The sequence below is a fragment of the Candidatus Zixiibacteriota bacterium genome (genome assembly GCA_016933955.1).
In the GTDB taxonomy this organism is placed as follows: Bacteria; Zixibacteria; MSB-5A5; order GN15; family PGXB01; genus JAFGTT01.
This window is the reverse complement of the sequence record JAFGTT010000027.1, coordinates 194,376-219,546: the sequence shown is the minus strand read 5'-3', so window position 1 is coordinate 219,546 and position 25,171 is coordinate 194,376. Positions and strand designations below refer to the sequence as shown.

The 25,171-nt window shown below is 49.2% G+C and carries 19 protein-coding genes; all 19 read left to right on the top strand.

All coding sequences use genetic code 11. The features are described 5' to 3' along the window. The first annotated feature begins 17 nt into the window (after window positions 1-17). The 19 genes from JXQ28_09870 (at window position 18) to JXQ28_09780 (ending at window position 25,110) form a co-directional block, all read left to right on the top strand. Window positions 18-2,021 (top strand): SpoIIE family protein phosphatase, encoded by a 2,004-nt coding sequence (locus JXQ28_09870; protein MBN2278041.1) that lies wholly within the window; start codon window positions 18-20, stop codon window positions 2,019-2,021. Between the two features lie 93 nt (window positions 2,022-2,114). Then, window positions 2,115-2,813, top strand: a complete 699-nt coding sequence (locus tag JXQ28_09865) for an STAS domain-containing protein (protein MBN2278040.1) — start codon at window positions 2,115-2,117, stop codon at window positions 2,811-2,813. Between the two features lie 63 nt (window positions 2,814-2,876). Next, entirely contained in the window at window positions 2,877-4,535 is a 1,659-nt protein-coding gene (locus tag JXQ28_09860; GenBank protein MBN2278039.1) for a GGDEF domain-containing protein, read from the top strand. A 117-nt stretch (window positions 4,536-4,652) separates the two neighbouring features. Further along, window positions 4,653-5,618 (top strand): SLBB domain-containing protein, encoded by a 966-nt coding sequence (locus JXQ28_09855; protein ID MBN2278038.1) that lies wholly within the window; start codon window positions 4,653-4,655, stop codon window positions 5,616-5,618. A gap of 81 nt (window positions 5,619-5,699) precedes the next feature. Beyond that, window positions 5,700-6,833, top strand: coding sequence for a tetratricopeptide repeat protein (locus JXQ28_09850; GenBank protein ID MBN2278037.1), 1,134 nt, complete (start codon window positions 5,700-5,702; stop codon window positions 6,831-6,833). A gap of 3 nt (window positions 6,834-6,836) precedes the next feature. Beyond that, entirely contained in the window at window positions 6,837-7,538 is a 702-nt protein-coding gene (locus JXQ28_09845) for a CpsD/CapB family tyrosine-protein kinase (protein MBN2278036.1), read from the top strand. 39 nt (window positions 7,539-7,577) lie between these two features. Further along, complete coding sequence (locus JXQ28_09840) at window positions 7,578-8,441, top strand: DUF3473 domain-containing protein (protein ID MBN2278035.1); 864 nt, start codon at window positions 7,578-7,580, stop codon at window positions 8,439-8,441. After that, the gene (locus JXQ28_09835) at window positions 8,441-9,526 is read left to right on the top strand and encodes a DUF362 domain-containing protein (GenBank protein MBN2278034.1); all 1,086 of its coding nucleotides are present in this window, start codon (window positions 8,441-8,443) and stop codon (window positions 9,524-9,526) included. The genes JXQ28_09840 and JXQ28_09835 overlap by 1 nt, the downstream gene beginning before the upstream one ends. Window positions 9,527-9,684: 158 nt before the next feature. Further along, on the top strand, window positions 9,685-10,359 hold the full coding sequence (locus tag JXQ28_09830; GenBank protein ID MBN2278033.1) for a hypothetical protein: 675 nt from the start codon (window positions 9,685-9,687) through the stop codon (window positions 10,357-10,359). 113 nt (window positions 10,360-10,472) lie between these two features. After that, complete coding sequence (locus JXQ28_09825; protein MBN2278032.1) at window positions 10,473-10,808, top strand: LapA family protein; 336 nt, start codon at window positions 10,473-10,475, stop codon at window positions 10,806-10,808. 3 nt (window positions 10,809-10,811) lie between these two features. After that, window positions 10,812-11,957 carry a tetratricopeptide repeat protein gene (locus JXQ28_09820; protein MBN2278031.1) on the top strand — a complete coding sequence of 382 codons (1,146 nt, stop codon included), beginning with the start codon at window positions 10,812-10,814 and terminating at the stop codon, window positions 11,955-11,957. Beyond that, window positions 11,954-12,946, top strand: coding sequence for an SPOR domain-containing protein (locus tag JXQ28_09815; protein ID MBN2278030.1), 993 nt, complete (start codon window positions 11,954-11,956; stop codon window positions 12,944-12,946). The genes JXQ28_09820 and JXQ28_09815 overlap by 4 nt, the downstream gene beginning before the upstream one ends. Beyond that, on the top strand, window positions 12,943-15,555 hold the full coding sequence (gene mutS, locus JXQ28_09810) for a DNA mismatch repair protein MutS (protein ID MBN2278029.1): 2,613 nt from the start codon (window positions 12,943-12,945) through the stop codon (window positions 15,553-15,555). The genes JXQ28_09815 and mutS overlap by 4 nt, the downstream gene beginning before the upstream one ends. Then, window positions 15,545-17,392: a DNA mismatch repair endonuclease MutL gene (gene mutL / locus JXQ28_09805; GenBank protein MBN2278028.1), complete on the top strand. Its 1,848-nt coding sequence runs from the start codon at window positions 15,545-15,547 to the stop codon at window positions 17,390-17,392. Before mutS ends, mutL begins: the two co-directional genes overlap by 11 nt. Further along, a complete protein-coding gene (miaA, locus tag JXQ28_09800) occupies window positions 17,370-18,308 on the top strand; it encodes a tRNA (adenosine(37)-N6)-dimethylallyltransferase MiaA (protein MBN2278027.1) in 939 nt (312 codons plus the stop codon). Before mutL ends, miaA begins: the two co-directional genes overlap by 23 nt. A gap of 128 nt (window positions 18,309-18,436) precedes the next feature. After that, entirely contained in the window at window positions 18,437-20,542 is a 2,106-nt protein-coding gene (locus JXQ28_09795) for a LysM peptidoglycan-binding domain-containing protein (GenBank protein MBN2278026.1), read from the top strand. Window positions 20,543-20,553: 11 nt separating this feature from the next. Beyond that, window positions 20,554-21,450 carry a signal peptide peptidase SppA gene (gene sppA, locus JXQ28_09790; GenBank protein MBN2278025.1) on the top strand — a complete coding sequence of 299 codons (897 nt, stop codon included), beginning with the start codon at window positions 20,554-20,556 and terminating at the stop codon, window positions 21,448-21,450. A gap of 166 nt (window positions 21,451-21,616) precedes the next feature. Then, on the top strand, window positions 21,617-21,901 hold the full coding sequence (locus JXQ28_09785) for an integration host factor subunit beta (GenBank protein MBN2278024.1): 285 nt from the start codon (window positions 21,617-21,619) through the stop codon (window positions 21,899-21,901). Window positions 21,902-22,245: 344 nt separating this feature from the next. Then, window positions 22,246-25,110 carry a T9SS type A sorting domain-containing protein gene (locus tag JXQ28_09780; protein MBN2278023.1) on the top strand — a complete coding sequence of 955 codons (2,865 nt, stop codon included), beginning with the start codon at window positions 22,246-22,248 and terminating at the stop codon, window positions 25,108-25,110. The last annotated feature ends 61 nt before the right edge of the window (window positions 25,111-25,171 follow it).

Below are 25,171 nucleotides of genomic sequence, written 5' to 3'. Positions count from 1 at the left end.
CAAATGATATTCATTTTATGTTATCAAGGCCCGTCAGAGAGATCAACGCCGAATACGAGGCTGAGGAAAACTCGTTGCCGGCGATATTGAGTTTTGTGCGGGAAAGCTGTATCAATGGCGGCCTGTCGCGAAAGGATGTCGGAGCGGTGACCCTGGCGATCGAGGAAGGTGTTACCAATATAATCCGTCATGCCTATCTTTATGAAAAAGGGCGGGTCAGGATCCGCATTGTCGTTTTCAAGAAACGGATTATTTTTTCCCTGATGGATAACGGCCGGTCGTTTCATCCCGAAAGCGGCGGGAAACTGGATTTACAGAAGCTGGTCGAATCGGGCCGCAAAGGGGGGCTGGGTTTTTACATGATAAAAAAGATCATGGACTCAGTGGAATATCTTTCGACGCCCGGTTTCAACGAATTGCGGATGACCAAACTGATTTCCATGCAACCGGAGAAAGCCCGGTTGTTCATGGGACGGATGTTCACCCTGCGGGTCAAATTTTCGCTTTATACGTTTTTGGTCATGCTGGTGATCATCGGTTCGGCTTATTATATCATCGACTCCCGGACCACCGGCAATATTTACAGCCATCTGCATGATACGGTCGGTTCGCTATCGAAAACGATTGCCGACCAGGCCTCGGGTTATATTTTAAACCGCCGTTCGGACGTGGAGTTCGATGAACTGGTGGCCAGTTATCAGCGGGCGAACCGGGAATTCCAGATGGTTGTCCTGACCGACAACGGCGGCAGTATCCTGGCCGATTCCCGGGATATCCGCAATTTACACCGGTCATATGAACCTCCGCCGGGCGTAAATCCGGAAATTATCGGTCTGCCTCAGGCATTCGAGAGCAATGGGGACAGGTTTCACTATTTAGTCAACGATATTAAAAGCGGAAACAGGGTGATCGGCAAGGTTCATATTGCCTATACCGATCGCTGGGTGGCCGATCTGGTCAATAATGAGCGCCGGAAAATTATCGCTCTGACGATTATCGGGCTGGCTTTCGGCATCGGGGGAATTTATCTGCTGTCCAGTTATTTTGTAAGTCCCATCGTCCGGATCGTGCAACGGGTCAGGAAATTCAGTTCCGGGGATATCGAAACGGAGCTTCCGCTGGAGGGAGTCGAGGAATATTTCGAAATATCCAAGGCCTTGAACGAAATGATGAGTCGTTTAAGGCGCGATCGGGCCAATATTGTCGAACGGGAACGGGTGGCCAAGGAGATCGAGGTGGCGGGGCAGATTCAGAAGACATTGCTTCCGGAAAAATTACCCGAAATTCCCGGTCTGGCGCTGGATACCTTTTATCGGGCGGCTTCGCGAATCAGCGGTGACCTGTATGATGTTTTTAAAATCGATGAGGACAATTTTTGCCTGCTGGTAGCCGATGTCTCCGGCAAGGGTATTCCGGCCTCGTTGATTATGTCGGTCTTGAGAACGGTGATTCGGATTTATGCCAAAGGCAAAACTTCCTCGCATGATATCCTGGTGACGGTTGATAATTACATCAAAGGTGATATTCCGCCGGGGATCTTTATCACTATTTTTCTGGCCGTGTACAACGCCCGGACAAAGAAACTCAACTTTGTATCGGCCGGGCACAATCCTCTCATTTATCTCAATGGTAATAAACGGGAGGCCGGGTTTATCAATCCGCCCGGGGTTCCGCTGGGTTTGCCTCTTGAAGGCAGGAACGCTTTTTCGGAAAAACTCAAGCAACAGTTTATTCATCTCAATGCCGGCGACCGGCTGTTCATATATTCCGATGGGGTAACCGAGGCAATGAACCGGGCCAACGAAAAATATGGTCTTGAGAGACTTCTTAATATCTTCAAGGAACAGGTCCGGAACGGTTCCACCGCCGATCCCAAACAGATTTCGGAAATTATTCTGGCCGATCTGGACAACCATTGCGGTCTGGCGACCCAAGCCGATGATATCACCTTTATCACTGTTTCGGTTGAGGATGGGAAAAAGCCGAAGGATACCGCTCTCGAAACAAAAACCGTCGAATAGCATAAATAAAAAGATCCGGGGCTAAAAAGGGCTTGCCAGAAGGGCATTTATTGTTCATTTTTCCGTTAGTTCCGAATTTATAAGAACTAAGTTATGGAAAATATAAAAATATCTGTTTCCGAAAGCGGCCGCGACGAAAATATTTCAGTGATCCGGGTCGACGGTGTCATTGACACCTTGACCGCGACTCAACTGGAAGAGGTTCTGGACCGGCTTCTAAACCGTAATCGCTATAAAATAGTCCTCGATCTGGCAGGGGTGGACTATATTTCATCGGCGGGCTGGGGCATTTTTATTTCCCGGATCAAGGAAATCCGGGGCCATGAAGGGGATATCAAGCTGGCCAATATGGTGGCCAATGTCATGGAGATTTACGAATTACTGGAGTTCGACAATATCCTCGAAGCCTTCGATAATGCCAATTCCGCCAGGGCGGCTTTCGGAAATAGCAGCGGGCCTCAGGGCCCAAAAAAAAAAGCCCCATTAACCGGCGTCCGAACAACGATTGAGCAACTTCCGTCGTTTTCGCAGGCGGCTCCGACCGCCCGGACAGCCGAATTCCATGCCGAAAGCAGAGGGGGAAAATCTCTCACCAGGGCCGAGCAGATTGTTCTTGATTCGGTTCGAGAGGACCCCTTTTATACGATTTCGGAGTTGAAGCTGGTTTTGCAGGAATCACTGCTTGATTCCGGGATTGGCTGGTGGGGAGTTTTTAAAATTCTCTGGGGAAATAACCTGCTTTCGCGGCGGGCCAGATTTCGTTATGCCCGCCAGCATCGGAATCGTAATTAATATTTTAATTGACACAGACCTTTGTTTGGGGTAAGATGATTTCGAAACCGCCTATTTAAGTATATGATAGAGATAATCTTAATATTGGTTCTGGCTGTTTCGGTGGTAGCCCTTTCCGCGATTTTACTGCTGAAGGGCCGTCGAATCCCGGGCGGGGCCATTCTGGATGATGATACTGTCAATGATCTTATTGCTTCGATCAGAAGCAATGTGGCCAGCGGCCGAATTCAGGATGTGGCCGGCAGTGTTTCGGATATTCTGAGGAAACATCTTGGATGCACAAAAATAGTCTTTCTCAAGTATTACCGTTCCAACCTGGAACTTAATTATTTTGCCGGAATCGATAATATCGAGCGCAACAGCATGCGTCTGAGGTTTAAACAGGAACTTCATCAAAAACTCAAAGAGAGTGCCGGGATTAGGCCGCTGACCGAACTGGCCGAAATTCTCTCTCCGGAATATTTGGCGGGATTGAACAGATTCGGCCTGAGGTATTTTTTCCCGGTTTTTTTAAGAGATAAACTATACGGGTTATATTTAATAGCGACCGAGTTGTCGGTCAACAATGCATCTTTGAATTTACTGGCGGCCACGCTGGCTTTCAATCTTTCAGCGGCATATCATATCGGTCTCCAGGAACAAAAAATAAATCGTTATGCCGACCGGATTAAAAGCCTGACAAAATCACAAAATCGTCCCCAGCGCCAGGGCCCATCGGGTGAAATGTTGAAATTTCTAAGATTGCGTAATTGCCAGCAACTGGTTCCCGAGCTTTTCAAGGCGCTGAAAAGGGATGGCAATTTTTCCAAGCTGGGTTTTTATATAAGGACCGATTCGGGCGACGATCACTGGATGGCTATAAGCTGGAATATCCCCGAGGCGGCGGATAGCCGAATTAAGGAGCATTTTGACTGTCTGGTCGAGAGAATCGAACCCGATCGCTTGTTCCGACTTGATGATGTTTCCAGTCTGGAGCAAAATATGATGGAAGACCTCCGGCCGATCATAGACAGCGAGGTTAAATATCTCCTGGCAATACCATGGGCGGACCGCAAGAAGGCGCTTCTGGCCTGGAGCAGTGACGAAGAAACCGAGATAACCATCCAGACCATCGACCGATTTCGCCGGGAGGCAAAACCGCTGGTGGATAATATATCCCGATTCGAGAAGGCGGAGGAGATGTCGTATACCGACGGCCTGACGGGGATGTATAATTTTCGGTATTTTAAAAAGCGAATTCATGAAGAAATCCAGCGGGCCCGGCGGTATAAGAGGGAGTTGTCGCTGTTGCTTTTTGATCTGGATGATTTGAAACAGGTTAATGACAATTACGGCCATTTGGCCGGAGATTCTTTAATTATATCATTCGGGACAGCCCTGCGGGAAACGGTTCGCTCCAATGACGTAGCCTCACGATACGGAGGGGATGAGTTTTGCCTGATAATGCCGGAAACCGGTCATAAGGATACGGAACTATTCATGGAGCGTTTTCGGCGGCGAGTTTCATCGAGCAGTGCCATTATCGACCGAGTCAATACAAGCATGAGTTTTACGGTTTCGATCGGGGGGGCGGTTTTCCCGGAGGATGCCGATACTGCCGATGCGCTGATTCATGCCGCCGATATGGCGCTCCTCCAAGCCAAGGAAGAGGGCGGCAATCGGGCCCGGATGTATCGGCCGGAATTCGATCGGAAGGAAAATGCCGGTCAGTCGGATTCCTGAAAAGGAAATTGCGGCGGCAGGATTTATCATCTAAATGTATTGAAATACATGTCGATTTTATAAATGAGAATAACCATGGAAGGTCACGACCTCCGTCTCGGAAGGAGATTGATAAATATGAAGATTATATTCTGTTTATTGCGCCCTCTGGCAATCTTGTTGATATTGACGGCGGGCCTGTATGGCCAGTCGTATGTCATTGGTCCGGAAGATGTTCTGGAGATTCAATTCTGGCAGGATCCCCAGTTGGATGCCACTCCCAAGGTCAATCAGGAAGGGAAAATATCGCTGGATATTATCGGTGAAGTGGAGGCTTCCGGTCTGACGACTTCAGAATTGGAGCGGGAAATCGTGAGAAGGATGTCCCGCTATAATAAGGCCATTTCACAGGCGGTGGTTCGGATAAGCGCCTATGGCAGTCAGAAAGTATATATTTCCGGGCAGGTGTTAAATCCCGGTAAATACACTTATGAAAAAATCCCCGGTCTATGGGATTTGATTAACGAAGCCGGGGGGATATCGGAATATGGAGATTTGACCCGGGTCATGATTGTCCGGGGCGGCGATCAGGCCGGCCAGGTTGAAATCGTCAACGTTTCCGCCATGGTGGCGGCCGGACGGATTAATGAATTGCCGATAATCCGCGCGGGAGATACGATCGAAGTCCCCCGGACCCCGGCGGGTCTTCCGGCCCGAACCTTGAGCGACCGGCCCGAGTCAAGGAATATTTTTTATGTGACGGGAGCGGTGGAGAATCCCGGTCCGATGACTCTGGAAAACAATACTGATATCCTGGATGCTATTGCCCAGGTGGGTGGAGCGACCGGTGACGCGGATTTGAGTGAGGTCAGGGTGGTTTCCAAGGACGGGCAGTATACTCAGGTAACGATGGTCAATCTCAAAGAATATCATGAAACCGGGATATCGGGCCGGCTGATGATCCGGCCGGAGGACAACATAATAGTCCCGCGCCGATCGGGCGGTTTTCTGGGGATGAATTCTATTGGCAGTATTGTGACTTTATTGGGCGGGATTTCGGCGGCGCTCCTGATTTATGATCGCATTAGTTCAAACAACGATTAGTAATATATTGGTTAGGTCAAGGAAAACAGATTGACCGGGTGGGCCGGTTTAAAACCATTTAATAAGAACGAGAGTCGGATAATGGAATCGTACCGTCTTAACAGCCGGATTGTCGATGACAAGAAAGAGTATTTGATCCAGACGATGAATGATACCTCGGATGGGGTTATCAAGACAACCCTGTTTGTCAACGGTGAGATACTCGATGCCATGGTATTTCCTCATGCCGACGAGATCGGAGAAGAAGAAATACTCAATCTTGTCAAATGCGAACACGGCGAGAAAAAATCGGAGCTTGAGTATCTCCTGAAAAGTTATAAAGAGGTCCTCCGGAATGGTCGTCCGGAGATGATGTATCATCTTGGAACCGCCCTGTATTATAAACGGATGTATAGCGAGGCGAGGCATTTATTCCAGACCGCCCTGGAGCTCAAGCATGATTATCATGAATGTTTTTTCTTCCTTTCGCGGACGGAGCTGGCACTGGGACACGCCGAGGAAGCAGTTAAGGCCGGCAGTCGGGCGGTCGAGCTCCGGCAGAATTATGCCGATTACCGGAATGCCCTGGGCGAGGCGCTGCTCGAATCGAGTTCCTGCAAGCGGGCGGTTATCGAATTCGAGGAAGCCATTCGTAAGAATGTGTACTATGCCGATGCCTATTTCAACTTGGCCATGACCTATATTCAAAACGCGGTCAAAAAGGAAGATTATCATCTGGTTTCGGACCTGAAGACCAAATGCATGGATATGCTCAAGAAAGCCGTTTTGATTTATCCAGCCTATGAATCATCCGATTTCGACCGGGCCACGGCGGCTTTGAAGGCCGGGGATTTAAAAGGGGCGTATAATCTTTTAATGACGGTTCGGGAATCCAAGAAAGAAAAACAGCGCCTGGAACAGGCCGTCTATTTCCATCGTTTTCTGATTTATACCGATTGGCTTTCGGAAAATCATATCGCCGACCGGATTGCTTATCTGGAGCGGGAGATAAACAAGAATCCGGATTATGTCGATCTTTATTACGAGCTGGCGGTCTGTCATCTGCATCAGGCGCGGTTCCAGTGGCAAAAAGGTATCAATAATTTTCAAAAAGCTTTGGCGATTAATCCGGATTTGAAAAAAGCCAACCGGGCCTATGAAATGGCCCGCGATCATTCCTTGAAACTTAATGATGCCATTACCGGTATATCGGATAAAAATACAATTTTGGAGTAATCTTTGGCCAAGAAGAACCTGTCCATAATAGAGTTTTTTGATCTTGAATCCCCGGAAAGTACCGAGTTTCGCCGGGTTTTACACAGTCTCAACGGTACCCGGATAAAGGGCGAGAGGCGGGCCATTCTGGTGACCTCGGCCATGCTGTCGGAGGGGAAGTCCATCGTTTCGTCCTTTCTGGCGATGACCTCGGCGCGAGATAAAAAAAGGAAAACACTTCTTATCGATTTCGATCTGCGCCGCCCGATGGTACACAAGCTTTTTTCCGTGCCGCTGAATAAGGGTATTGCCGATATAGTCGTTGACGGTGTTCCGGCCCGAAATGTTATAAAGAAGACCTCCATCGAGACACTTGACCTGGTGACGGCCGGGCGGATTATAAGTAATCCTTCGGATTTCCTGACCGGGGCCGCGGTTCACAAGATTATCGAGGAAATGAAATTCTATTATGAGTTGATCCTGGTCGATTGTCCCCCGGTGTTACCGGTTATCGATCCGATGCTGCTCCTGGATGAAATGGACGGAGCCATCCTGGTGGTCAAGGCCGGTTCCACTCAGCGCGATATTGTCCTCAGGGCCCGCGATCTTCTGGCCTCCCAGAAAAATAAAATCATCGGCGTTATTGTCAACAACATAAACGAAACCCTTCCGTATCATTATAATTACAGCTACTATGGCTATCATTACCGGCCGGCCAAAAAATAGACGGCTCAAAGGCGGTGATAGCGGAGAATTTTCCGGCCGATGGTTAAGAATATTCTGACAGTTGATCTGGAAGACTGGTTTGTTGTTGAGAATCTTAAACAGAATCTCGATTACCGCCAATGGCAGGAGCTTCCTTCGCGGGTGGTCAAGAATACCAATCTTTTGCTGGAGATGTTCGATAATGCAGGAGTTCGGGCGACTTTCTTTGTCCTGGGGTGGATTGCCGAGCGGCATCCCCGGCTGATTTATGACATTGCCTCGCATGGTCATGAGATCGCTTGCCACAGCTATCATCATCGAAGAATCGACAGTTTTGACAAGGAGGAATTTCGCCGGGATACCGAGATGGCGGTAAAGACCATTCGTGAATCCTGCGGAGTTCATCCGGTGGGATACCGGGCTCCAAGCTGGTCGATCAACGCCCGGATTCCCTGGGCTTTTGAAATCCTGGAGGAAATGGGTTTTATATATGATTCGTCGATATACCCGATCAAACATGATATTTATGGGGAGCCCGGGGCGCCCAAGAAAATATTCAAGATGCAATTGGAAAACGGGCGATATCTTTATGAAATTCCGGCTTCGACCGTAAATATTTTGGGGAAGAGTTTTCCCGTGGGAGGGGGCGGATATTTGCGTCATTCCCCGTTCTGGTTCACAAGGAGGATGATATCCCGGCTGAATCGGGCCAATAGACCGGCGGTGATTTATATCCATCCCTGGGAGTTGGATGAGGATCCACCGCGGCTGAAGGGGCTTTCGTATTTCCAGAAGTTTCGGCAATACGGTTCCATAAAAACCCTTCGGCACAAGATGGAATTGTTGCTTCGGGCATTTGATTTTTGTTCGGCAAAGGATTATACTAAAAGTTTAATTCGCAAACCGATAGGATTTGAAAGATAATGAATAGAAGCAAAGTTGCCGTGATAAAAACCGGGAGTCAAACGGTTCTTCAGGATTACCGGACTCTGCTGGAGTTAATAGACTATAAATCAATTATTGATTTCAACCTTGATACCCTGTTGAAACTCAATCTGTCATGGACCAAATATTTCCCGGCCTGTTCCTCGCAACCGTGGCAGGTCGAAGGGGTTGTGAAAACCCTGATCGAGGATGGGTTTCCCAGGGAAAGGCTACTGCCGATCGAAAATAAAACGGTTGTGACCAATCCGGTTAAGGGGGCGCGGAATAATCTCTGGATGCCGGTCCTGGACCGGTATGACGTGGGATTCACGCCATTGCCAGAAGTGGAATGGGTTGTTCACCAGTTCCGGGAACCGTTATTGAAGCTGGATCAGATTTTCCCGGAAGGAATCGAAATTCCGAAGATGTATATCGGCAAGCAAATCATTCATTTGCCAACGGTGAAAACTCACGGTCATTCCACTACCACGGGGGCCATAAAGAACGCCTTTGGCGGGCTTTTAAAGGAAGTCCGGCACTACGCCCACAAGTATATTCATGAGGTGCTGGTGGATCTGGTGATCATGCAGAAGGAATTGCATCCCAATCTCCTGGCGGTTATGGATGGAACGGTGGCGGGCGACGGGGCCGGTCCCCGAACCATGATTCCGCATTCGAAAAATATCCTGCTGGCATCGTCGGATTCGGTGGCGATCGATGCTGTGGCGGCCCGGCTGATGGGTTTTGACCCGCTGAAAATCCCCTATTTGAGAATGTGCCATGAGCGGGGTCTGGGTGTCGCCGATCCTGGTGAAATTGAAATACTGGGTATTGATATTTCGGATATAAATTTCGGTTTTAGAACCAAGAAATCATTTGTCATCTGGGGCGATCAGATGCTTCGCATAGGCAGTTTACGATTTCTGGAGAAAATCGCGCTTCATTCCCCGCTGGTGGTCTGGGCTCCGGCGGCCTCCAATATATATCATGATTGGTTTTGGTATCCGATTGTGGGTAAGTCAATTATCAGGAAATTTTCAAAAACCGAATGGGGCCGATTGTTCGAGGAATATAAAAAGTACTGATTGGTCATCCGACGCTCGGACCCTTCTTTTTTTGTTTTAAGTCCATAAAATTTAATAAATTACAGCACTTTTTTTAATATTCTATTGACTAAATCGGGTATAATTCATTAATAATGTAACTAAGCCGACAGGAATTAATTCTTAATGGAGGAAGACTCATGAAAAGGCTATTGATATCGCTATTTTTGGTTATCTTCATATTCAATATCTGTGCGGCCCGGAAAAAAGACAAGGCGGGCGAAATCGAAAACGGCATTTTTTATGACAAGGATTACAATTATTCCCTGGTAATCCCGGAAGGGTGGAGCACCTCCGTCAAGAAGGGTGATAGTGATATCCGGTTGATTTTGACCAAGGACCAGTATGATATCCCGATTCATTTCCAGCATGCCCCGAATTATACGCAGGTCCCCAAGGTGACGGTTTATGCGGGACCGTCGATGATGAATTTGGATTGGTTTGTCGATTCGCTGTTGAGCGATGTTTACAAATCCGATCAAAAGAAAGACATTCTCAATGCCTGCGAGATACTGTACGGGAACTATATCAGTAAGAGACGTTCCAAAATTTCGCTGGGAAAGATCGACGGTTATCTCCTGGCCGGGGAACGGAAGTATACCATTCAGGTCCAACGGGCCGGTTACGAGTCGGATAAGGCCGATGTGGTGACCGAGTTTTTTGCCGGGGATATGTTCTTAACCGAGCATAACGGCCAGCTTATTATATTTCATTTCATTTGTGAACGTCTTTATTACAAAATGCTGGAAAAGGAATTTCTGGATTTACTGAACGGTTTCCAGTTCACGGATGTTGAACCGGCTGAAGAGGAATAGGTGATAAAAAGGAGGGGGCGGTCAGGGAATGAGCCTATATCTATTGACGGGACCGTTTATCTTTGTTATTTTCTTCGGGTTAAATCTATCATAGTATCTTCCAAGGAGGAAGTATGTGGGTGCTTAGGTCGATCCTGATACTTATAATAATTGCAGTTATCGTCGGATTTGCGCTGTACAACAGCGGTCCGGATCAATCCATCGATATCCACCTGATCTGGACACAGCGGTTCGATGTTCCGGTAATAACGGTGGTTTTCTGGGCCTTCATGCTGGGCGCTCTGGTCTCGTGGTTGCTTTTTATAAGTGTATATCTGAAGCAGTCCAACCAGATTCGGGAATCGAACAAGGCTATCAGGGGTTTGCAGACCGAGGTGACCGCGCTGAGAAACCGGCCCATCGAAGAGTCCAAAGATTTGCTGGATAATAAAGGCAACCTGCGGGAGTAAGGAATGGATACCATTATTATTGTATTTTTGCTGGCCGTCATCGCCTTGATCTTGGTCTATTTCTTTTACGATCGTTATCGCAAGGAAAAAAAAGGCAAACTGGATCCGAGTGTCTATATCGATGGATTGAAAGCGATGCTGGACGGACGTGAGGAACTGGCTTTCACCAAGTTCCGTGATGTCGTTTCGGCGGACAGTGAAAATATCGATGCTTATATCAGGATCGGCGATATTCTAAGAAAATACGGCAAACCGGAGAAAGCCCTGCAGGTTCATAAGGATTTAACTCTGAGGCATGGTTTGAGTACCGGGGATAAGCGGCGGGTTTTAAGATCTCTGGCCCAGGATTTTATCAACTTGAAGGATACCGAATCGGCTTCCACGGCCCTCCGGGAGATTATTACCCTTGATCATCATGATCGCTGGGCGAAGGAGAGATTACTGGATGTATACTGCCAGGCGGAGGATTGGACGGCCGCTTTTGAAACCAAGGAGTCTCTCCTCAAGCTGGAGGGGGCCAAGTCCCGGGCCGGGTTGGCCATATTTAAATTCTTCCAGGGTGAAAAATTGTATCAGGACAAGGAATATCATAAAGCCCGCGTTATTTTCAAAGAAGCCATTAACCTGAGTAACGCCTGCACCCCGGCCTATCTTTATATCGGGGATTCTTATGTAGCCGAAAATCGTCTTGAAGATGCCGTTCAAATCTGGCGGAAAATGATCAAGGCGATACCTGATGAGGCCCATCTTGTACTGGGCCGGCTTAAAAAGGCCCTTTTTGACCTTGGAGAATTCGGGGAAATATCAAATATATGCAATGAGATTCTGGAATCCTCACCCAAAAATCTTCAGGCCCAGTTGACTCTGGCGGATTATCACTATAAGAAAGGTGAATTCGACCTGGCTTTGGAATATTATAATGCGGCCATGGAGGAGAATCCCGATTCTTATATTCCCATTCTGGATCTTGCCAAGCTATACCTGGCCTCCGGTGATAAGAAAAAACTGGGAGCGCTGATCAGGAAGCTGGAGGAGCGGCGGGAAGTCAGCGAGCAGGAGTATCATTGCTCCCGGTGCGGCCAAAAAGTTACATCAAGGAAATGGCTTTGTCCTTCCTGTAAAGCTGTTGACAGTTTCGTGATGAAATGAAGTTTCGCCTTATTTTTATTTTAATTCTGGCCGGCGGCCTGTACTGGCCGGCGCGGGCGGATATATATGGTTTGATCCGTCAGGGAAAAATAGAAGAAGCCCGCCGCGAGATCGAAGCCTCATCGACGGTGGTCCGCCGTGACGGGTCATTACTGTTCTATCAGGCCCTGCTCGAGAAAAGCGGGGAGGAGTCCTTTAAGTTTCTTGAAGCGGCCTTCAAAGCGGAGCTGTCGCCCCAATACCTCGAAGAAGATATTTATCTGATGGCGCAGTATTACCTGGCCCGGAATGACTGGGGGAAGGTGGTTTCGATGGCCGATGCCTACTTGCAACACTGGGAATCGGGGAAATACCGCAACGAAGTTCTTCGTCTGGCCGGTCTGGCTCATGAGAAACTGGATGAGAACGAGCGGGCGGAATCGTACCGCACCAGGCTGATCAAAGAAAACCAGAACGGGCACTATGCCCTGCTGGGGGATATCGATCGGGCGCGGATTCTATACGGGGCACGCGATTACAGCCGGGCTCAAAAAATCTGCCGGCAGATACGCAATTCCGATAATGCCGAGGCGGCCGTTCCGGCGCTCTATATGTTGTCCCATTATGCCATTGAACAGAAACGGGTCGATGATGCCATTCTCTATTACAATATCCTGAAAGAGGGGTATCCGCATGCCATCGGTCTGGATGATTTGATCGACCGGTTCAGCCAGTTCGAGAGAACGACCGATGATCACCGCGCCGAGCGGATAACCGGGACGGTTTATTCGGTGCAGGTGGGTGTGTTTTCAATCGAGAAAAACGCCCGGGAAATGGCCGAGCGCATGAAGCAGTACGGGCAGAAGGTGGAGATAAAGGATAAAATAATCTCAGATAAGAAATACCATGTTGTCTATGTCGGGCGCTTCGTTTCCGCCGAGGAGGCGATGGCGTTCAAAACCCGCCTGGAACTATCCGAAAAAGAGGTGTTTCAGGTTATTGCAAGATGAATTCGGCTTCATCCTCAAAAAACAGCCTGACGCCACTGATGCGCCAGTATAATCTCATAAAATCCCGCTATCCCGACAAAATTCTGTTTTTCCGCATGGGTGATTTTTACGAGATGTTCGGCGATGATGCCGTGAAGGCGGCACCCATTTTGAATATTGCCCTGACCTCGCGAGGGCATGGCAACGGTGAAAGAATTCCGCTGGCCGGAGTTCCGCACCACAGCGCCGAAAAATACCTGGCCCGTCTGCTGGCGGCCGGGGAAAAAGTGGTGATTGTCGAGCAGACCGAGGATCCCCGTCAGGCCAAAGGGGTGGTCAAGCGGGAAGTGATTGAAGTCCTTACGCCCGGAACGGCTACGGTTGAAGGAGTTGTCGAGGAAACCGAGACGCTGTACCTGGCGGCCGTTACTGAAGATGCCGGGGATATGGCAGGGCTGGCTTATGTGGACCTGTTAAGCGGCCGGTTTTATCTGGAGGAGGACCGTCAGGACAGGATCCTGGAGAAAATCCGGATTCTGGCGCCCCGGGAGATACTCTATCCTCTGACCGGGCAGGAAAGCCTTCTGATTACGCGGTTGAAAAAAGATGGTTTGGTCCGCTTATCGGGCTACGATGAATGGAATTTTGATTATCAGAACGGCGTCAGGGAATTATGCGAATTTTTTTCAGTCGGGACGCTGGATGGTTTCGGATTGGGCAAAATGCGGGCCGGATTGGTATCGGCCGGGGCTATCCTCAGGTATCTTAAGGAAAACCATCGCACCCGCCTGGATCATATCACCCGGATTACGCCTTCATATTCCGATGAGTACATGGTTCTTGATTATAACACCATCCGCAATCTTGAACTGGTCAAAAACCTGTCCGAAAATACCGAAAACGATTCGCTTTTTCATGCCATCAATAGAACCGTCACCAGCGGCGGCGCCCGCCATCTGAAGCAGAACCTTCTGCATCCATACAAGACTCTCGAACCGATTCTGTACCGCCGGACGGGTGTAAAGGAACTCCACGAAAACCGGGATTTGTCGCTGGAATTGCCGGGTTATTTAAAGCGGCTGCCCGACCTGGAACGCCTGGCCGGGCGGCTGGGGATGCGCAAAATCAATCCCCGCCAGCTGGCTTCCATTCGGGACGGGCTGGTGGTCGGGAAAGAAATAATGGAGCGAGTGAGGGATTTAAAGGCCCCTATATTCAAAGATATGACCGGGAAATATCCCGATCTGGGCAGTTTGGTGAAAACCATCTCAGCCGCTCTGGTCGAGGAACCACCATTGACCGCCAACAAAGGCGGTTTGTTTCGCCGCGGCTATGCCGCCGAACTGGACGGGTTGAAGGATTCGATCCGGGAGGCCAAGAATTATATCGCTTCGCTACAAAGTACCGAGCGGGAGAGAACCGGAATACCGTCATTGAAAGTCGGTTTCAACAAGGTTTTCGGTTATTATCTCGAGGTTACCAAAACACATAGCGCCAGAGTTCCGGAAGATTATATCCGAAAACAGACCCTGGTCAACGCCGAGCGGTATGTAACCGAGGAACTCAAGAGCAAAGAAGAATTGATCCTGGCGGCCGAAGAGAAAATTTTCGCTTTCGAGGAACGTCTGTATGGCGAGTTGATTGACCGGGCGGCCGGGTCGCTGAAAGAGCTGGTTTTGGCGTCGGAATATCTTTCGGAGATTGATCTGATTGCGGCGCTGGCCAATCTGGCCGCGGAAAAAATGTATTGCTGTCCGGAGCTCGATGACGGCGGTGATCTGGAAATCACCGGCGGGCGACATCCGGTTATCGCCGATCTTCTTCCGCCGGGGAGTTTTATTGATAATGATCTGTCGCTGGCCTCGGACGGCAAGCGTATTATGATTTTGACCGGGCCGAATATGTCGGGCAAATCGACCTATCTGCGACAGACCGGGTTGATAGTTATTCTGGCCCAGATGGGTTCTTTCGTTCCGGCCGAATCAGCCCGGATCGGACTGGTGGACCGGGTTTTTACCCGGGTGGGAGCAATCGATAACCTGGCGCGAGGGCAATCGACTTTTCTGGTGGAGATGATCGAGACTTCGAATATTCTGCACAATGCCGGAGCCCGGTCGCTGATATTGCTGGATGAGGTTGGGCGCGGGACCTCGACTTTCGATGGTCTTTCGATTGCCTGGTCAGTGGTGGAATATATCAACGAGAATATCGGAGCGCGGACCATTTTCGCGACGCATTACCATGAACTGACCGGGATGGCCGAGTTGTACGAGAAAATTTTCAACTGTCAGGTGGCGGTCAAACGATGGGAGGATCAGATTATCTTCATGCATAAAATAATCCCCGGCGGGTGCGATGATTCGTATGGTATTGAAGTGGCGCGATTGGCCGGCGTACCCAAAAAGACGGTGACCCGTTCCCGGGAACTGCTTCGTTTACTGGAGTCGGGGAAATTTTCGCAATCGCAAATGGCCCGGGGAATACAGAAAACAGTGAATCAGCGGTCGCTTTTCGATACTGTTCCATCGGCGGTAGAAGAGGAAATGAAAAAAATTGACCTGGAACAAACGACACCGCTGGAAGCGTTACGTATTCTGAATCGCTTGAAAGAGATGACCGATGAGAAGTGATCGGGAACAAATGGATAAAAGATGGATCCGACCGCTACCGGAGAGGTTGATAAATAAAATCGCCGCCGGTGAAGTGATTGAACGCCCGGCGGCCGTTCTCAAAGAATTGGTCGAAAACTCCTTTGATGCTCTCGCCGAAATGGTCGAGGTTATTATTGAGAAGTCCGGAACCAAACTGATAACGGTAATTGATAACGGATGCGGTATCGATGCCGACCAGGTCGAAATCGCTTTTGCCCGTCATGCGACCAGTAAGATATCCAATTTCGATGATCTTGAAAGACTGGGCAGTTTCGGTTTTCGCGGCGAGGCCCTGCCGTCGATCGGTTCGGTATCAAAACTGCGCATGGTGACCCGGACCAGGGACAGCGAACTGGGGACGGAGATAATCATCGAGGGCGGGGTGATCCAGAGCCGGAAGCCGACAGCGGCTCCCTTCGGAACCAAAATCGAGGTGCATGACCTGTTTTTCAACACCCCGGCGAGGCGGAAGTTTTTAAAAACGGAAACGACCGAAGCCCGCTATTTAACACGTAATGCCGTTGCCCTGGCTTTATGTGAACCCAAAGTCAGTTTCAGTTATACTTTAAATGGCCGAAAAATCTTTCAACTGGATGAAACCTATGACCGGTTGGAAACGCGGGTTCGACATGTGCTCCTGGGATCGAACCGGGACAAGCTGGTGGATATCGGGAGCGAAACAGAGTTGATGGCAATTCGCGGTTTTCTAAGTTACCCGGATAACGTTCGGCAAAATCAGTACAGCCTTTATTTCTTCGTGAACAATCGCTATATCCGGTCGCAGACATTACTTCATGCCGTCACCGCTGGCTACAAAGAGCTTCTTCCGCGCGGTAATTATCCGATCGGGGCAGTATTTCTGGATGTCGATCCGGTCATGGTGGATGTCAATGTGCACCCGACCAAGGCCGAAGTGCGGCTGTCGGACGAGCGGCGGGTCCATGATTTGTTGTACCAGGCGGTCAAACGGGCGGTTTTTAAATCCACCGGTATCAATATGCCACGGGTCGAGGTGGGCGGGTTACCGGCGGACGGAACCATGACAGCTGTCGAAGCCATCCGGAAGGCACGGGCTTTTGTCCCGAATACGAGCGGGACCATTGATCGGTCAATGATGAGAGAGCTGTACGCTCACCGGGAGATTAGAACAGACATAGAGGAAAGGGCGGATGAAGCTCCTGATATTTCCGATAGAGAACTATCGGACCAAAGCGAAATCTCCGGCAAGGATGAGGATTTTGATTTCGGAGGAGTTCTTTATCTGGGGAGTCTTTCGAATCTGTATTTAATTTTCCGAGACGGGCCGAGGTTGTTAATCATGGATCAGCATACCGCCCATGAGCGCGTTTTATACGAAGAGAATTTGAGGTTCATGGGAGCCGGTAAGGCCGTTTCGCAGAATCTTCTGTTTCCCATCAATGTGGAGTTATCTCCGGACCGGGTAGCCCTTTACGAGGAAGCCCGAGAGATCCTCGAAGCCGCCGGTTTTACGGCGGAGCCGTTTGGAGCAGGAACGGTCTTGCTATCGGGGGTACCGATTTCGCTTTCACGCAAATCGCCCGAGATAGTATTCCATGCCATACTGGATGATGTCGATAACATGCAGAAAGAGGGGGCGGATCTAAAAAAAGCGGTGGCCCAATCCATGGCCTGCCGGGCGGCGGTGATGGCCGGGGATCGGCTGACGTCCGAGGAGGCGGTGGCTTTGTACAAGCAGTTGATGAAGTGCGATAATCGCCATTCCTGTCCGCATGGCCGACCCATTATACTGGAGATTGCCAAAGAAGAACTCGATGCCAAATTCGGTCGCAAATAGATGGATTTTGCCGATTCTGACCGGCCCCACCGGGGCGGGAAAGACCTCGGTGGTGGTGAAATTTCTGGAGAAACATCCCGAGATTCCGGTTATCTCGGCCGATTCAAGGCAGATTTACAAATTCCTGAATATCGGGACGGATAAGCCGTCGGCAGATATCCTCGGCCGGTATGATTTCCACTTGGTTGATTTTGTCGAGCCCGGCCATAGATACACAGCCTTCGATTTTGTGGAGGATGCCGAGAGAATTATAGAAGAGCAGTTGGCAGAAGGTCGGACTCCGATTATCTGCGGCGGTACGGGGTTGTATATCAAATCTCTTATTGAGGGTATCGTGGAGATACCCGAGGATGATTTTATCATCAGGGAGCGCCTGGAGAATGAAGCGGTGGAGAAAGGACCAAAGTATCTTTTTGAGGAACTGGAAAGAATCGATCCAATTGAGGCCCAAAAGACTCATCCGCATAACATCAAGAGGATAATCAGGGCGTTGGAAATCTTTCATATCACGGGCAAGTCGAAATCCGAGATAATTTCTATTGCGGCACAAAAAAAACGCCAATATGATTTTGAGGTAATTTGTCTGATGCCGGCCCGTGATAGACTGTATGATAAAATCAACAGACGGGTGGATACGATGATGGAGGCGGGTTTACCGAAAGAGGTTAAGAACCTGTATGAAACCGGTTTAAAGGAAGCCGTTGAGAAGGTAAATATTATCGGGTACAGTGAGTTATTCCGTTATTTCGATGGGGAAATACCACTGGAAACAGCGGTGAATCTAATCAAACAGAACACACGCAGGTTTGCCAAACGGCAGATAACCTGGTTTACGGGAATGGATAATATTAAACTGGTAACGTCATTATCAGAGACATACAGGCAATTGGAAGAAATATGGAAAGGCAGAAATTAAACACTTGACAGACATTTCCGGCATTTCTTATATATGCCAATAGGTTAGACGAATTGTCCTTCAGGTCGCAATAAAAAAGGTCGATAATAAATGTCGAGGATTGGTAACATCTATTTCGGGTGGAAGTGATGAAAAAATTGTTTTGGACAACGGGGTTTATCGGCGGGGTGGCTGTTTTTCTAATATCCTGTACAAATCCTGCTCTTAAAAACAGGGATGAAGAGCAGAAATCGAAACAGGATGTTTTTACCGTCCATCATTCGCAGGGAAGTGATTCCACGGGATTTGACGGCGAGATAACCCTCGATAAGGTGAACCAATCGGTTGAGTCCGATTTTGCCGAGGCGACCGATTCGTCAGAGGATATGTCGGTTGCCGTCGACGATTATATCTGGCGGGAATTGAGTATTGCCGGTGAATATTATAATATGGGCATCACGGCCAACCGGGAGACGGCCTGGGAAGAGGCCCAGTATTATTTTGAAAAGAGCCTGGAAATTCTGGGTAATCTCGATATCGACACCGAGGCCGATTCTCTGGAATTGACACCCGAGGCGGTCAAATACAACCGATTATTGTCCGACATTGTCACCAACTACCGGGTAACCCTGCTTTCCCTGGGGCATTTACCGGGCGACGTTTCGGCCGATGCCCTGATTGCACGATTCTCTGAAATCAACCATCTCAAAATCGACTCGACTGAGTTTAAACGGCTTGAGGAATATGCTCAGGAGCAGATCTCGTACAATGTGCCGGTAATCATGAACGAACGGGTCAAGAATTGCATATTGTACTATCAGACTGTAGCCCGTGATGCCGTTCTTCGCTATTTGACACGCTCAAGAGTTTATGAAACAATGATCGACAGCGTTTTCACCGAATACGGAATCCCCACCGACATGAAATATCTGGCCCTGGTCGAATCGGGATATAATCCTCATGCTTATTCCTGGGCGAGGGCCATGGGGTTGTGGCAGTTTATTGCCTCGACCGGGAGGCTGTATAATCTTAATCGGAGCTGGTGGTACGATGAGCGGAAAGATCCGGTTAAAGCCACAGCCGCGGCGGCCAGGTTTTTAAAGGACCTGTATGAACAATTCGGCAGCTGGGAATTGGCCATGGCGGCCTATAATGGCGGGCCGGGGCGGGTTAATCGTCAGATCAGGAAACAAAATACCAATGATTTCTGGAAACTGAACCTGCGAAAACAGACTATGGATTATGTGCCATTTTTTATGGCGGCGGCGATTATCAGTAAGAATCCGGCCAAGTTCGGTTTCGATGATTTTGAATATTTGCCCCAATGGGAATACGATATCGTGACTATTGAAAAATGCCTGGATTTAAAAACGGTCGCCAGAGCGGTCGGTTGTTCGATCGAGGATATTCAGGAATTGAATCCGGAATTACTTCGCCGGTTCACACCCCCGAATAAAGACAAATATGCATTGCGACTGCCAAAAGGCACCCGGGAGAAATTTCTGGCCGCCTATGATGATATGCCGGCCTCACAGGAGACCAGTTTTGTCCGGCATGAAATTCGGCGGGGGGAAACGGTATCGACCATTGCCAGAAAATACGGAGTATCGCAGTATGCCATTCTGGAAGCCAATAATCTCAGCCGTAAATCAAAAATTTATGCCGGGAAGAGCCTGATCGTTCCGGTTCCCAATGACCGCAATTATCAGCCTCAGATTACCCGGGAATACAGCGCCGATGATAATGTCTATATTGTTCGTTCCGGTGATACGGTTTGGGATATCGCCCGGGCTTTTGGTACCACTCCGGAAACTCTCCGCCGGCTGAATAATCTTGATCGCAGTGCCCGGATTTATGTCGGTCAGAAACTTCTTATCAGCAATCAGGGCGGTTCGGGGAGCGCAAGCTCGGCGGGTGGAGGATCAAAGACTCATCCCGATAGCGAGTATGTGGTTAAAAAGGGAGACACTCTCTGGGATATTGCCCGCCGTTACGGGACTTCTACCGAGGCCCTCCGCAGAATAAATAATCTGGGCAGTAAGGGCCGAATCTATCCCGGACAAAAACTGAGAATCCCCGGTTATTCTTCATCGAATGATCCCGGTTTCCGGATTTATACCGTTAAAAAGGGCGACACGCTTGGAGAAATAGCGGCACTTTTCAATACCACCGTATCCCGTCTCAAAGCCTGGAACGGGGTGTCGGATCCGCGTCGAATCCAGGTCGGCGACAAATTGAAAATTTACACCAATTAATAGAGGTAATGATGGCAAGAAAGAGAGATATAGTAATCGGTGTAATTATCGGTCTTTCCTTTCTTGTCGCCATTGTTTTTTTCGGTCTGATTTTTCTGGCCGCCATGTTTCCCGGCGATGATGTGACGCTGGCCGGATTCGGAGAAAAAGTGGCCGTTATTGATGTTTACGGGACCATTTATAATTCCGAGAATGTTGTCCGGCAATTGAAAAAATACGGGCGTGCGGGGAATATCGATGCGGTGGTACTGCATATCAATTCGCCCGGGGGCGGGGTGGCGCCATCCCAGGAAATATATAATGAAATTCTTCGGGTCCGGGATGAAGAGGGTAAAATCGTGGTGGTATCGATGGGTTCAATGGCCGCTTCGGGGGGCTATCTTATTGCCTGCGCCGCGGATAAAATCGTGGCCAATCCCGGAACCATGACCGGCTCGATCGGTGTTATCATAAGTTTTCCGACAGCCGGGAAGCTGTTCGAAAAAATCGGGATTGCCTATGAGACGGTTAAATCGGGGGAACTAAAAGATGTCGGGACGATGGATCGCCGCATGACCGAAAATGAGAGAAAAATGTTAACCTCAGTTATTATGGATACCTATGAGCAGTTTGTTGATATCGTCTGCGAAGGGCGGGGACTGGAGCGGGAAGAGGTTTATCGATTGGCCAATGGGTCAATTTTTACGGGCCGACAGGCCTATACCATGAATCTGGTGGATACGCTTGGAGGGTTTGAGGATGCGATCAGAATAGCGGCGGATATGGCGGGAATAAGCGGCGAGCCGGGAATTATTAAAGAGCGGGACCCGCAACCGTCAATCTGGGATCTGATGGGTTCTTTTATGGGTAAGGTTGAGAATCTGGCCGGCAGCGAGGTCGGCGGCCCGAGTGTCATGTATTTGTATTAAATTAATAAAAACTATTGACTTACGCTAAAACTTTTCTTAGTTTCCGGTTCAGATTCACGCAATAAAGTGTGGATTATTTTTAAGATAAAATTGACAGACTTTGACTGACAATGGAAATGAAGTAAATGTTTAATACAAACCAGCAAAATCTTGAGGGAGGATGAAAATGACCAAGGCAGATCTGGTGGAGAAAGTGGCCGAAAAGACCGGCTTGACCAGAACAGATGTTGCCGTTGTGGTTGACGCATTCTTGGACACGGTCAAGAAGTCAATGGAGGCTGGTAACAACATTGAGATCCGGGGTTTTGGAACGTTTAAAGTCAAAATCCGGAAAGAACGCAAAGCGCGTAATCCACGGACAGGAGATGTCGTTCCCGTTCCCGGCAGGAAGGTTCCGGTTTTTAAGCCCTCGAACGAATTCAAAAACATGATTACCAAATTGCCCATCTAGTATGGTCGTGCGATTTCTTATGGAGGATTAATGCCTAGCGGTAAAAAGAGAAAGCGTCAGAAAATCAAAACGCACAAACGGAAAAAACGCAGAAGAGCCGATCGCCACAAAAAGAAAAAGAGATAGCTGATTGTTGGGCGTATGCCCGGCGACTTATATGTTGGGAAAGCAGTTCTTCCTGATGGTGGAACTGTTTTCCTTGTTTTAATTTTCGCCATTGTTATCATTTTCCACCAACTTTCACCATTCATTATTATCATATTGGAAAACATCGACTTGGGGATATTTGGAATTTTTTTACCGGGACCTTGGTCAGGGGCATTATAATTGCTTTTTCTCAGAAAATGATGAGAAGGCGATTGCTATGGCAGGCCGTTATTATTTCCGGCCTTTTGATTATTACCGGCGCGGACACGATTTTTGCGGATATTCACGATATCCGTGTCAATACTGATAATACCACCACCGACCAGAATTTCCCCCGGGTCGCCTTTGGCGGCAATGGATGTTTTGTCGTGATCTGGAGTGATAAACGAAACGGTCAGAATGACATCTATTGCCAGATGTTTGATACGTCGGGAAACAGACCGGGCGGCAACATCATGGTCAATGATGATGGCTCCGGGGCGGTGCAATCGGAATCGGCGATCGAAAGTGACGGTTTCGGCCATTACCCGGCGGTCTGGAGAGATTATCGCAACGATACTTATCCTTTTTACCCCGATATCTATGCCTCCTGCCTCGATTCCCTTGAGGTCGGGACGAATTTCAATATAACCACCCAGATTCAAGACCTGACCTGTGAGGCTCCGGATGCCGGGGTATTTTCCAATGGATCTTTTGTGGTGGTCTGGGCGGATTACCGCAACAGCCAATGGGATATATACGGTCAACGGGTTTTGGCGGGCGGTTCTCTGGTCGGAGGCAATTTTAAAATCAACAGCGATGGCGGAACCAATCAGCAACATGCCCCCCGGGTGGCGGCTTTTTCCGATGGCGGATTTGTCGTGACCTGGTACGATAACCGAGGCGGTGACGATGATATTTACGCCCAGATATTCGATTCAAGCGCAACGATGGTCGGGAGTAATTTCAGGGTTAATGATGATGTCTCGAAAACGCGGCAGGCCTTTCCGGCCATCGCCGCCGACGGCAACAATCGTTTCTTTATTGCCTGGGTTGACTGGCGCAACGGATCCTATCCGATCAATCCGGATATTTACCTGAGGCGATTCAAAGCCGATGGAACGGCCTTTACGGCTTCAAGGAGACTAAATACGGGTGATCCGGGATTTACCCAGAAAGAGGTATCTCTCTGTTCCGACCGGATGGGAAATATCGGGGCGGTCTGGGCCGACTCCGCCTCGGGGCAATTCGATGTCATGGCCCAAATAATAGACTACAATGGCCAGATTTCGGGCGGTAATTTCGCCGTTCATGAATCCAGCAGTGGGCGCCAGCTTCAGCCCGATGTCGACAGTGATGGATATAAATTCTTTTTTGTCTGGGCCGACAATCGTTCCGGTAATTTCGATATCTATGCCACCATCGAGCAATACAATAACCCGACCCTGATACCCGATCCGGCGTGCCTGACCTTCACTATGGAAGAGGGCGGCAATCTGCCCTCAGGCCAGAGCGTAACCGTGTCCAATGCCGGTTTCGGAGAGCTTGAATGGACGGCCCGGCCCGAGGTCGACTGGCTGTCGGTCAGTCCCGACTCCGGATCGACGCCGGCGAGTTTCACCATTACGCCAACGGCCGACACCTTTTCGTACGGAACATACTATGGATATGTTCATTTAATCGATCTTGAGCACCATGATTCCTCGGAGGTTGTCTCGGTTACGCTGATTGTTACCGCGCCGCTTCTGGAGGCCGATCCCGATACGCTGGAATTTTCGGTACTGGCTGAACTGGGGAATCCTGAAAGACAGTATATCAGAGTGAATAATACGGGGACGGGAAATCTCGAATGGACAGTGGAAGAGAATATTGCCTGGTTCAGTACGGATATCAATTACGGTGAGCAGGGTGATTCGGTCGGAATCGACGTCGATATCGCCGGTTTGCCTCCGGGTGATTATTACGGTTCTCTGGCTCTCAGGTCCGATCAGGCGGCCAATTCCCCCGAGACCGCCTGGGTGCATCTTGACCTGGCCGGGAATATGGCCTGTATCGAGCCGGATCCGGATTCGATCGAGCGGCATGGAATTGCAGGAGATACCCTGACAGCGCAAATTATTATCCGCAATCCGGGCACGGGAAGCCTGGATTGGAATGCAACCTGTGAAGCCGGCTGGTTAGAACTGGATAAGACTTCCGGGTCTGATAATGACACAATCAATTTAACCATCATGACGGAGACAATGTCGACCGGGTATCATGAGGGGGCTTTGATAATTTACGACAGCGCTTCATTCAATCAGGCGGTATCGATTCCGGTTCTGCTGTATCTCTCATCCGGGGACAGCGTTCAATTTTACAATGCCAGTGCCGAACCGGGGGGGATCGGGGTGATGCCGCTGTATATTACCCTGATTAATGCCTCCTCAGGCGGTTATATTCCCTTCACTTACGATACCACCACAGCGGTCCTCGATTCGATAGTAATCAGAGAAAGTAATTTCCCTGATTTCGTGACCGGCTATAGGAATGTCGAGGCCGGCCGAGGTGAAATCGGATTCCGGGTGATTGATTCATTGATTGGCGATAGTCTTATACTTACCGGAGAATATTACCTGGCCGATCTTTTTTTCACGGCCGGAGAAGTCGATGTCTTCAATACGATTGACACCCTTTCCTCGGACAGTTCGGGGATGTATTTCTTGGCCGTGGACCTGACCAAACAGGTGGGGGTGGTTATCCCGGGTCAGTTAATAATCGGCGAACCAACTGCGGTCGATGATGAGCCGGAAACACTTTTGCCGGATCAATACCGCCTGGAACAAAACTACCCCAATCCTTTCAACTCCCAAACGATAATCGAGTTGACTCTGCCGCAGGCATCGTCGGTTTCGATTGTCATTTATAATATCCTGGGTCAGGAAGTTTGCCGCCTGTATAATGGCTTCATGTCATCGGGAACACACCGGTTGGTCTGGAATTCCATTCTTGATAATGGCTATCCGGCCCCGAGCGGACTGTATTTTTATCGGCTGGATACTTCCAATCGGAATTTGATAAAGAAGATGCTTTTACTGAAATAGCTTTTTATCCCTGTCAGGCACTCCTGACCGATTGCCAATCCAAAAAATTATCATCTTCGAA

What these genes read in the sequence shown, in the direction of transcription:
- JXQ28_09870 (MBN2278041.1), top strand. Translation starts at nt 18, where the DNA reads ATGTTATCAAGGCCCGTCAGAGAGATCAACGCCGAATACGAGGCTGAG.
- JXQ28_09865 (MBN2278040.1), top strand. Translation starts at nt 2,115, where the DNA reads ATGGAAAATATAAAAATATCTGTTTCCGAAAGCGGCCGCGACGAAAAT.
- JXQ28_09860 (MBN2278039.1), top strand. Translation starts at nt 2,877, where the DNA reads ATGATAGAGATAATCTTAATATTGGTTCTGGCTGTTTCGGTGGTAGCC.
- JXQ28_09855 (MBN2278038.1), top strand. Translation starts at nt 4,653, where the DNA reads ATGAAGATTATATTCTGTTTATTGCGCCCTCTGGCAATCTTGTTGATA.
- JXQ28_09850 (MBN2278037.1), top strand. Translation starts at nt 5,700, where the DNA reads ATGGAATCGTACCGTCTTAACAGCCGGATTGTCGATGACAAGAAAGAG.
- JXQ28_09840 (MBN2278035.1), top strand. Translation starts at nt 7,578, where the DNA reads ATGGTTAAGAATATTCTGACAGTTGATCTGGAAGACTGGTTTGTTGTT.
- JXQ28_09835 (MBN2278034.1), top strand. Translation starts at nt 8,441, where the DNA reads ATGAATAGAAGCAAAGTTGCCGTGATAAAAACCGGGAGTCAAACGGTT.
- JXQ28_09830 (MBN2278033.1), top strand. Translation starts at nt 9,685, where the DNA reads ATGAAAAGGCTATTGATATCGCTATTTTTGGTTATCTTCATATTCAAT.
- JXQ28_09825 (MBN2278032.1), top strand. Translation starts at nt 10,473, where the DNA reads ATGTGGGTGCTTAGGTCGATCCTGATACTTATAATAATTGCAGTTATC.
- JXQ28_09820 (MBN2278031.1), top strand. Translation starts at nt 10,812, where the DNA reads ATGGATACCATTATTATTGTATTTTTGCTGGCCGTCATCGCCTTGATC.
- JXQ28_09815 (MBN2278030.1), top strand. Translation starts at nt 11,954, where the DNA reads ATGAAGTTTCGCCTTATTTTTATTTTAATTCTGGCCGGCGGCCTGTAC.
- mutS (MBN2278029.1), top strand. Translation starts at nt 12,943, where the DNA reads ATGAATTCGGCTTCATCCTCAAAAAACAGCCTGACGCCACTGATGCGC.
- mutL (MBN2278028.1), top strand. Translation starts at nt 15,545, where the DNA reads ATGAGAAGTGATCGGGAACAAATGGATAAAAGATGGATCCGACCGCTA.
- miaA (MBN2278027.1), top strand. Translation starts at nt 17,370, where the DNA reads ATGCCAAATTCGGTCGCAAATAGATGGATTTTGCCGATTCTGACCGGC.
- JXQ28_09795 (MBN2278026.1), top strand. Translation starts at nt 18,437, where the DNA reads ATGAAAAAATTGTTTTGGACAACGGGGTTTATCGGCGGGGTGGCTGTT.
- sppA (MBN2278025.1), top strand. Translation starts at nt 20,554, where the DNA reads ATGGCAAGAAAGAGAGATATAGTAATCGGTGTAATTATCGGTCTTTCC.
- JXQ28_09785 (MBN2278024.1), top strand. Translation starts at nt 21,617, where the DNA reads ATGACCAAGGCAGATCTGGTGGAGAAAGTGGCCGAAAAGACCGGCTTG.
- JXQ28_09780 (MBN2278023.1), top strand. Translation starts at nt 22,246, where the DNA reads ATGATGAGAAGGCGATTGCTATGGCAGGCCGTTATTATTTCCGGCCTT.